Annotated in this window: 14 protein-coding genes and 1 pseudogene; 10 read left to right on the top strand and 5 right to left on the bottom strand. The window is 63.0% G+C overall.

The annotated features are described in order from the left end of the window. Nucleotides 1-105 precede the first annotated feature (105 nt). A pseudogene (locus FJ039_08970) lies at nucleotides 106-438 on the top strand (DUF1801 domain-containing protein). A gap of 215 nt (nucleotides 439-653) precedes the next feature. After that, the gene (locus tag FJ039_08965) at nucleotides 654-959 is read left to right on the top strand and encodes a hypothetical protein (GenBank protein MBM4406293.1); all 306 of its coding nucleotides are present in this window, start codon (nucleotides 654-656) and stop codon (nucleotides 957-959) included. A 2-nt stretch (nucleotides 960-961) separates the two neighbouring features. On the opposite strand, the gene FJ039_08960 is transcribed toward FJ039_08965, so the two are convergent. From FJ039_08960 to FJ039_08950, 3 genes are read right to left on the bottom strand one after another with little or no spacing between them, the layout of a single operon-like run. Next, nucleotides 962-1,315: a type II toxin-antitoxin system VapC family toxin gene (locus tag FJ039_08960; GenBank protein MBM4406292.1), complete on the bottom strand. Its 354-nt coding sequence runs from the start codon at nucleotides 1,313-1,315 to the stop codon at nucleotides 962-964. Between the two features lie 13 nt (nucleotides 1,316-1,328). Further along, nucleotides 1,329-1,589 carry an AbrB/MazE/SpoVT family DNA-binding domain-containing protein gene (locus FJ039_08955; protein MBM4406291.1) on the bottom strand — a complete coding sequence of 87 codons (261 nt, stop codon included), beginning with the start codon at nucleotides 1,587-1,589 and terminating at the stop codon, nucleotides 1,329-1,331. 60 nt (nucleotides 1,590-1,649) lie between these two features. Next, the gene (locus FJ039_08950; GenBank protein MBM4406290.1) at nucleotides 1,650-2,819 is read right to left on the bottom strand and encodes a hypothetical protein; all 1,170 of its coding nucleotides are present in this window, start codon (nucleotides 2,817-2,819) and stop codon (nucleotides 1,650-1,652) included. 263 nt (nucleotides 2,820-3,082) lie between these two features. Between FJ039_08950 and rpsP the strand changes: the two genes are divergently transcribed. From rpsP to FJ039_08915, 7 genes are all read left to right on the top strand, one after another. Then, nucleotides 3,083-3,325, top strand: a complete 243-nt coding sequence (gene rpsP, locus FJ039_08945) for a 30S ribosomal protein S16 (GenBank protein MBM4406289.1) — start codon at nucleotides 3,083-3,085, stop codon at nucleotides 3,323-3,325. A gap of 9 nt (nucleotides 3,326-3,334) precedes the next feature. Next, a complete protein-coding gene (locus FJ039_08940; protein MBM4406288.1) occupies nucleotides 3,335-3,589 on the top strand; it encodes a KH domain-containing protein in 255 nt (84 codons plus the stop codon). Between the two features lie 106 nt (nucleotides 3,590-3,695). Further along, nucleotides 3,696-4,442 carry a YebC/PmpR family DNA-binding transcriptional regulator gene (locus tag FJ039_08935; protein ID MBM4406287.1) on the top strand — a complete coding sequence of 249 codons (747 nt, stop codon included), beginning with the start codon at nucleotides 3,696-3,698 and terminating at the stop codon, nucleotides 4,440-4,442. A gap of 39 nt (nucleotides 4,443-4,481) precedes the next feature. After that, on the top strand, nucleotides 4,482-5,030 hold the full coding sequence (gene ruvC, locus FJ039_08930; GenBank protein ID MBM4406286.1) for a crossover junction endodeoxyribonuclease RuvC: 549 nt from the start codon (nucleotides 4,482-4,484) through the stop codon (nucleotides 5,028-5,030). Then, on the top strand, nucleotides 5,027-5,611 hold the full coding sequence (gene ruvA / locus FJ039_08925) for a Holliday junction branch migration protein RuvA (protein MBM4406285.1): 585 nt from the start codon (nucleotides 5,027-5,029) through the stop codon (nucleotides 5,609-5,611). The genes ruvC and ruvA overlap by 4 nt, the downstream gene beginning before the upstream one ends. A 35-nt stretch (nucleotides 5,612-5,646) precedes the next feature. Further along, nucleotides 5,647-5,922 (top strand): hypothetical protein, encoded by a 276-nt coding sequence (locus FJ039_08920; GenBank protein MBM4406284.1) that lies wholly within the window; start codon nucleotides 5,647-5,649, stop codon nucleotides 5,920-5,922. Next, nucleotides 5,922-6,272: a hypothetical protein gene (locus FJ039_08915; GenBank protein ID MBM4406283.1), complete on the top strand. Its 351-nt coding sequence runs from the start codon at nucleotides 5,922-5,924 to the stop codon at nucleotides 6,270-6,272. The genes FJ039_08920 and FJ039_08915 overlap by 1 nt, the downstream gene beginning before the upstream one ends. A gap of 36 nt (nucleotides 6,273-6,308) precedes the next feature. On the opposite strand, the gene FJ039_08910 is transcribed toward FJ039_08915, so the two are convergent. Both FJ039_08910 and FJ039_08905 read right to left on the bottom strand, forming a co-directional pair. Next, complete coding sequence (locus FJ039_08910) at nucleotides 6,309-6,593, bottom strand: HigA family addiction module antidote protein (protein ID MBM4406282.1); 285 nt, start codon at nucleotides 6,591-6,593, stop codon at nucleotides 6,309-6,311. Continuing rightward, nucleotides 6,583-6,879 (bottom strand): killer suppression protein HigA, encoded by a 297-nt coding sequence (locus FJ039_08905; GenBank protein ID MBM4406281.1) that lies wholly within the window; start codon nucleotides 6,877-6,879, stop codon nucleotides 6,583-6,585. The genes FJ039_08910 and FJ039_08905 overlap by 11 nt, the downstream gene beginning before the upstream one ends. 128 nt (nucleotides 6,880-7,007) lie before the next feature. Between FJ039_08905 and FJ039_08900 the strand changes: the two genes are divergently transcribed. After that, nucleotides 7,008-8,195 (top strand): acyl-CoA dehydrogenase, encoded by a 1,188-nt coding sequence (locus tag FJ039_08900; protein MBM4406280.1) that lies wholly within the window; start codon nucleotides 7,008-7,010, stop codon nucleotides 8,193-8,195. Nucleotide 8,196: the final 1 nt, after the last annotated feature.

The following is an 8,196-nucleotide window of genomic DNA, read 5'->3' as shown; positions in this document are numbered from 1 at the left end:
CCCTCGGCTACCGCCCGCCAGCGCCTGAGGCGATGTTGCCACGACTGGCGTTCAGCAGTTCCGCCGGACTAACATAGCGAGTGGTACAAAGTCTGGGGGCAGGTCAATGTTCTTGCGGGAGAGATTGACCGTGGTCTTTCCGGGGCTGAGGGCAAGATATGGCATGGGCATCCGGTCTGGTTCCTGGACGGCAATCCGATAGTCGGGTACAGCATGCAGAAGCCCGGTATTCGACTGATGTTTTGGAGCGGGGCGGATTTCGAAGAGGCGGGCCTGAGCGTAGTGGGCAAGAAGTTCAAGGATGCTTCAGTCTTTTTCAACGACGCTTCAGAGATCAACAAGACTGAGCTGCGTCGGTGGCTGAAGAAGGCCAGAGCAATCCAGTGGGACTATAAGAATATCGTCCGGAGAAAAGGCAAGCTGGAGCGACTGAAATAGAGGGGCAAGCGCAGCCCTTTGTTTCAGCGGGCTGACCACCCTTTCGCTTCAGCCGATGCGCTTAGGCGCGCGACTGAGTCTTCGCGTTCGCCTCCCAGAGCGGCGTTGCGGCTCACGTGCCGGCCACAGGGTCCCACCGCTGTAGGCCTTTCGCCCTGCGGCGCTTGCCGCCTCTGGTATCCTATGCCCAATTTTCAGGGGCAAGGGAGGCAGTCATGAAGGTGATGCGCATCACGATCGTTCACCCGAGGGCGGGGAGAGAGCGCCAGGTGAACCAATTGCTCCATGAGATCGGCGAGTTCATGGCGAAGCAGCCGGGCTACATCAACGGGTACTCGTTGAAGAGCCACGCGGGCCCAACGGCGGTGGCCCGCGTGAGCTTGTGGGAGAGCTCGGATGCGCTGGATAAGGCGGCGATGCAGACGCACACGGTGGCGCTACGGTCGCAGCTCTTCGGCGACCCGTTCACCCAGCACCAGGAGATGCTGCTGGAGGTTGTGGAGGAGCATCCGAAGAAGTAGACCTAGCGCAGGACCACAATATCAACGCCGACTCTGAGCTTTGCCCACTGACGGTCTGTAGTCACCGCCGGAAGATGCAGGATCTTGGCGAGGGTGAGGCAGGCTCTATCGCCTAGGGATAGGCCCAGGGCGTCAAATTGCGGCTCCAGGGCTCCGGCCATATACGCCTGCTCCGTATCGAAGGGGACTATTTCGAGTCCGAGGGCGCCGAGTATGTCACGGGTATCTGCCACCAGAGCACCGCCTGCGGAGAACTTCCGGACAACTTCGGCGAGATTGACGGCGCTGACCGCCGCCCCGCTCTCCACTATCTTGTCGGCCTTTTCCGCTCCTGGTTCGCGATGGATGGCGGCCATGATGGCCGAGGCGTCAAGGACGGCTCTGTTCACGGCGAGCCTCTTCCCTACGCTCCTTGATCAGTTCTTCAGCCAGCCTCCGGTCTCGAGGGAAATACCTATCGGCGAACTCCCGGGCCCGCTTGAGGGCGGCGCGCCTTGTCATGATCCGAAGACTATCGCCTTCCGTGAGCATCACGACCTGATCTCCGGGCTTCACCCCCAGCCTTTTGCGTGAACTGGCAGGGATGAGAATCCTGCCAGCAGAATCTATCTTTGCCGTTCCAGTCGTCATATGACACCTCAAGCCAATCTTACCATGTTTTGGCAAAACTGGGAGAAACGGGGCGGCGCGCTACCGAGGCATTCCCAGGCCGCGCTGGGCGATGATGTTGCGCTGCACTTCGGAGGTGCCGGCGCGTATGGTGTCCGCGATGGTGACCAGGTAGGAGGCGGCCAGGCGGCCTTTGAGCCTCGCCCACTTGGGGGAATCGCTCACCTGGGCGTGGAGCCCCAAGACCTGCATGCCGACCTGGGCCGTCCGCTGGCTCAGCTCACTGCCGAAGAGCTTGGAGACGGAGGCCTCATAGTTCGGGGTCTGGCCCCGGCTCTGGAGCCAGGAGACGCGGAAGGCGAGCATGCGCCCCAGGTTGAAGCCGATCTTCAGCTCGGCGAGGCGGTGGCGGATGACGGCGTGGCGGATGATGGGCACCCCGTGGCGGGTGGCGGTCTTGGCGTACTGGGCCAGCTCCTCAAAGGTAAGGAGGTTGGCGGTGACGCGCTCGATGCCGGAGCGCTCGAAGTCCAGGTTCGCCGCCACCACGTACCAGCCCTGGTTCTTTTGGCCCACCAGGTAGCGCGAGGGGACGCGCACGTTATCGAAGAAGACCTGATTGAGGCGCGTTCCGGCCATGGTGGGGATGCCCACGACCCTGACTCCTTTAGAGTCCATGGGGACGAGGAAGACGCTGATGCCCTTGTGCTTGGCCGCCTTGGGGTCTGTGCGAGCGGCCAGCCAGATGAACTGGGAGAGCTGGGCGTTGGTGGTCCAGATCTTCTGCCCGTTGATCACATAGTCCTCGCCGTCCTGCACGGCGCTGGTCTCCACCGCGGCCAGGTCGCTCCCGGAGTTGGGCTCGCTATAGCCGATGCAGATGCTCAGATCGCCCTTGGTGATGCGAGGCAAGATGCTTGCCTTTTGGAAGTCGTTCCCGTCCTGGATGATGCTGGGGCCCATCTGGCGCTCGGCTGTCTGGTGGTAGGCGAGGGGCGCGCGGTGGAAGACCATCTCTTCGTTGTAGACAAAGCGCTCGATATAGCCAAGGCCCTTTCCGCCGAACTCCTTTGGATAGGCCAAGCCTATCCAGCCCTTGTTCCCGAGCTTCTGCGAGAAGGGCTGGGAGGCACGCCCCTCTTCGGCGGCGCTGGACTCCCCTGAATCGTCTTCCGGCGGAAGCGCCGCCCTCAGGAAATCGCGGATCTCTTTGCGGAAGGCCTCTTGCTGCGGGGTGAAGGCGAATTTCATGCCGAAGATAGTAGCAGAGAGCAAATGGGGAAACCTCGGGGATGACCTACCGCTATGGAGAGCTTGCTTGGCTGGAGCGCGCTACGGCACTTGCTTTTTACGGCGGATTTGGTGACAATGCGCCGAGAATGCGCCGAAAAGATACAATCCGGCCCAAGTCCCGGTTTGACAAGAGGCAGCCCTAGGGATACAATTTTCAATCGTCCCTGAAGACGCCTCCCGAGGCGATCTATTTCACCTGCGAAGCAAGAGGTACGCTGTTCATGTTGCGAATGAGACTCCGCCGCGAGGGCGCCCGGATGCAGCCCACCTACCGTATCGTCGTCGCCGATTCCAAAGCCCCCCGCAATGGCGGCTTCATTGAGGTGATCGGCTTCTACAACCCGAAGACGAACCCCTCCACCGTGAAGATTGACGAGGCCCGCGCCGCCCACTGGCTCAAGATGGGCGCCTCGCCTTCCGAGCCCGTCGCACGCATCCTCAAGCAGAGCAAGATCGCAGGGTAAGCGCCTCGAATGAAGGAACTCATCGAATATATCGCGAAGTCCATAACCGATAAGCCCGACCAGGTTGTGGTGACGGAGTCGCAGGAAGAGGGTCGCACGGTCCTGCGGCTGGATGTTGCGCCTGAGGATAAGGGCAAGGTTATCGGCCGTCAGGGGCGCGTTGTGCAGGCGATGCGCACGCTCTTGCGCGTTGCCGCAGTGAAGAAGGGCACCCGCGCCACCCTGGAGATCCCGTCCGACCGCCCTCCTCCGCCTGAGCAGTAGACGCCGTTTTCTGCGGCACGCCGGCTTTTCTCCGTCCGCCATTTCTCCTTCGCTCCGTCCGCCGCCTCCGTGCTACAATCCATCCCGCATCCGCCGAGGTTTTCCCATGGCCGGCCACTCAAAATGGAAGCAGATCAAGCGAGCAAAGGGCATCACCGACCAGAAGCGGGGCGCCCTGTTCACGAAGCTCGCGCGTGAGATCACCATCGCCGCCAAGGCGGGCGGCGGCGACCCGGATGCCAACTTCCGCCTGCGCATGGCGATCCAGAAGGCCAAAGACGGCAACATGCCCCTGGATAATATCCAGCGGGCCATCGCGAAGGGGACGGGCCAAGGCGAACAGCAGGCGCTGGTTGAGATAACCTACGAAGGGTATGCCCCCGGCGGCGCCGCCGTCTTCGTCCAGGCAGTGACGGACAACAAGAATCGCACGGCTTCCGAAGTGCGCCACGTCTTCACGCGGTACGGCGGCAGCCTGGGCGAATCGGGATCCGTCTCCTGGCAGTTCTCCAACATGGGGGCGCTGGCCGTCGCCGTTCCCAAGGGCAAGGCGGACGACGTGACGCTGGCGGCGATAGACGCAGGCGCCGAGGATGTGAAGGGCGAAGGCGAAAGCCTTGAGGTCTATACGCCGCCGGATAAGGTAGACGTTGTCCGCAAGGCCATCGAAGCTGCGGGGGCGAAGGTTGTTTCAGCCGAACTGCAGATGGTGCCCAAGACCGCCATGACGGTTGACCGCGGCAGCGCAGGCCAGGCCCTTAGGCTGCTGGACGAGCTGGAAGATCTCGATGACGTGCAGAAGGTCTTCACCAACGCCGATTTCCCCGAAGAGGTCCTGGCGGCCGCCGGGTAGCGAATCCTCCGTCCTCCACCGCGCCGAGGTGCGCACAGCATGCGGGTGTTAGGCATAGACCCAGGTACCATCCGCATGGGCTATGGCATCGTTGACGAGGACGGGCGCGACCTGAAGCTCGTTGATTGCGGTGTCATCCAGGCTCCTGCCAAGGCCCCCATCGAAGCGCGGCTCCTCAAGATTTTCCGCGGGCTCCAGCAGCTGCTGGACCTCTACAAGCCCTCAGCCGTCGCCGTTGAAGAGCCGTTCGTCGTGCAAAGCCCGCGCAAGTCGGCCATGGCCGTGGGCGAGGCGCGCGCTATAGCGCTCCTGGCGTCGGCCCAGCGCGATACGCCCGTCTTCCAGTACGGCCCCTCGAAGGTGCGGAGCATCGTGGCCGATTACGGCGGCGGCGATAAGGAGCAGGTGCGGAGCATGGTGGCGCTCCTGCTGGGCGGCGTCAGCCTCGACGAGGAGCAGCTGGACGCCTCCGACGCGCTTGCCGTAGCTATCTGCCACATCCGCCAGGCTGAGGTGAACGCCCTGCTGGCCGAGAACCCCATGGCGCAAGCCCTGAAGCCTACTTCCCGAAGGAGAGCCGCCCGATGATCGCCTCTGTGCAGGGCATCGTTGAGTTCATCGGCCCCGATCACCTTGTTGTGAACGTCGGCGGTGTGGGCCTACAGGTCTTCACCTCGTCGGCCACGCTGCAGTCCATCGGCGGGACGGGGAGGCGCGCGCGCCTGGTCACGCACCTCCACGTGACGGAAGACGCCCTCTCCCTCTACGGCTTTGCCGCCGATGAGGAACTGCGCCTTTTCAAGCTGCTGACGGGCGTTAGCGGCATCGGCCCGAAGACGGCCCTCAAGATGCTCTCTAGCTTGGCGGCGAGCGACCTGGTGACGGCCATCGTGAACGCCGACGAGGGGACGCTGACGCGAATCCCCGGCGTGGGGAAGAAGACAGCGGCGCGCATCTGCCTGGAGCTGAAGGCTACCCTTGCAAAGGAGTGGTCGCTGACCCCCGGGGTGAAGGGCCCGGTGATGGACGACGACGCCCTGGATGCGCTCACCTCGCTCGGCTATTCGCTTGCCGAGGCGCGGAACGCCCTTGCCGCCGTTCAGCAGGGTAAGAAGAAGATGACCGTCGAAGAGAAGGTCCAGCGCGCGCTGCAGCAGCTGGGGCGGTAGCGAACCCACCCACAATCGCGATCGCGGAGGTTGAGATGGCGAAAGAACGCAAACTCCCGAGGCCCTTCGCGATGCCGTGGGGCAAGGGCAACATCACGGAAGAGGTCCAGGTGATCCGCGACCACTGGGAGCCTGCGATTCAATTGATGGAGTATGAGGACGGCTCCAAGTCGCTCCGGTTCTGCTTCTATACCAAGGGGCGTTTCAACCGCAATCCGATGATGCTGGGCGAGGAGGACTTGGACGAGATGGCGGCGGAGCTGAAGAGCGCGCCGAAGATCAAGGCGATGCTGAAGCGGCTGGCGAAGTGATGGACGACCTGGCCCAACAGTTGCTCACCGCGATTGATTCGTGGGCCGCGCCCGGCTCCCGATTGGTTGTGGAGCGACTGGGCCCCACGTGGCGCCGAGTGCGCCTGGGCGCGGATGGCCCGCAGGCGCTCAACTACCGCGCCACACCGGCGGCGCACCAGGAGCCGTTCGTGGACAGCGTCTCCGAAGAGGAGGTTGCCTTCCTGCGCGAGCGGATCGGCCGCCCGGGAGACGTGGTCTACCCCTACGGCCGCAGCAACAGCAAGGGCGCCCTGGTCCGCCTGCGCGCCGCCCGGGAGATAGAGGCCATCCGGGATGTGCTTCTGAAGCGGGCGGGCAACGCAGCGTAGGGATGGAGCCTGCGCCTGGCGGGTGAGGGAAAGATGCTACCCAACCCGGCGCTTTTTCTGCAGGGCTTTTGCCAACTGGTGTTCCGTCTCAAGGTTCAGCCAAAATCGCGCGCGTATCTCAGGCATCACCGATTCGAGCTGTAGGGCTGTCTCCGCCGTGACGGCCTTTTTGCCGTTGATGATTTCGTTGATGGCGTTCAGAGGCCGCCGCATCCGCCGCGCCAACTCTTTTTGCGTTATCCCACGGGCTTCGAGTTCTTCCAGAAGATATTCTCCAGGCGGTATGGCACCGTTTGGGAGCGGCTGAAGCTTAGTCGCCATGGTAGTCCTCCACGCTCATGATGCGTACAGTGTCTTTCCTGACTTTCTCGATGACAAGTCGGTAGTTTCCGGTCAATGTCAAGGCAAGCTGTCCAGCACGGTCACCTTTCAGCGGGTGAAGGCGAAGCGCTCGGTGTCCGTAGAGCTCCTCCACGGTCCCAACCGACCGCAAAACCATCAATCGCTGATGGTATTTGCGTCCGATGATAGTGCCATAAAGCCGGAGAGCCTCTTGATAGCTGCGTGCTGCCGCAGCAAGCTTGCCTGTGGCATATTCGATGTCCAAGATACACCCTTAGGGTGTAAGGGTAGTATGGCGTGGGGTCATTGTCAAATCTCCGCAAGCCGTAACTGGTTGCTCTTTGTTTGCCTTGCCCGCCCTTTCCTCCCCTTCCTATAATCGTTTCCGCTCCTATGGACTTTCGCTTTACCCCTCAACAGCAGGCCTTCCGACGGGAAGTGCGCGACTGGCTCGCCGGCGTCCTCCCGCGCTTCCAAGTGGGGCGCGACTTCGCGGGCGTCAGCGAGGTGGAGTCGGAAGATACGCGCTACTCGCCGGCATTCTCCCGGGAGCTGGGGAAGAAGGGCTGGATCGGCCTGGCGTGGCCGAAGCAGTACGGCGGGCAAGGCCTGGGTTACATCGAGCAGATGATTTTCAGCGAGGAGATGGCGCTGAACAAGGCGCCGTGCGGCTATCACCTGCCCGCCGAGCGGCAGATGGGCCCCAGCATCCTGCAGTTCGGCTCTCCCGAGCAGAAGGCTTTCTACATCCCCAAGATCTTGGCGGGCGAGCTTGGCTTCGCCATCGGCTACACGGAGCCGAATACCGGCTCCGACCTGGCGGGGCTGAAGACCCATGCGCGGCGCGACGGCGACGATTGGATCGTGAACGGACAGAAGATGTGGGCGGGCGGCTCCCATCTTGTGGACTACATCTGGACGGCGGTCCGCACCAACCCGGACGCGCCCAAGCATCGCGGCGTGAGCGTCTTCATCATCCCGCTCAAAAAGACGCCGGGCCTCTCCATCCGCCCCTTCTACACAATGGCGGGCTCCCGGATGAACGAAGTCTTCTTCCAGGATGTGCGGGTGCCCCACGGCGCCATCGTCGGCGAGGTGGACCGGGGCTGGTACACCGTGGCTCACAATCTCGATTTCGAGCGCTCGGGGATCGAGCGCGTGGTGCATGAGACGATGCTCTTCAACGAAGTGATCGAGGCGGCGCGCGGCGTCCGCATCGGGGCACGCCCTGCGCTGGAGGACCCGGTCATGCGCCACCGGCTGGCGGGAATCGCGACGGAGATCGCGGTGGGCCGAAACCTCTGTTATCGCGTCGCGTGGATGCAGAGCAGGGGGAAGGTGCCGAACTACGAGTCGTCGGTCGGCAAGCTCTACACGAGCGAAGCGGGCCAGCGCGCCACGAACGTCTTCATGCAGGCGCTGGGGATCAACGCCACCCTGGAGCGCGGCTCGGCGCACGCCCTCTTGCGCGGCAAGGTCCTGCGCAAGCACCTGGATGCCGTTGCCAACAGCATCCGGGCGGGGACATCGGAGATCCAGCGCAACATCATCGCGACGAGGGGACTTGGGCTACCGAGATAGG

The organism is Chloroflexota bacterium (assembly GCA_016875535.1).
Taxonomy (GTDB): domain Bacteria; phylum Chloroflexota; class Dehalococcoidia; order SHYB01; family SHYB01; genus VGPF01.
The sequence above is the reverse complement of the archived record's forward strand: the minus strand, read 5'-3'. Positions and strand labels throughout refer to the sequence as shown.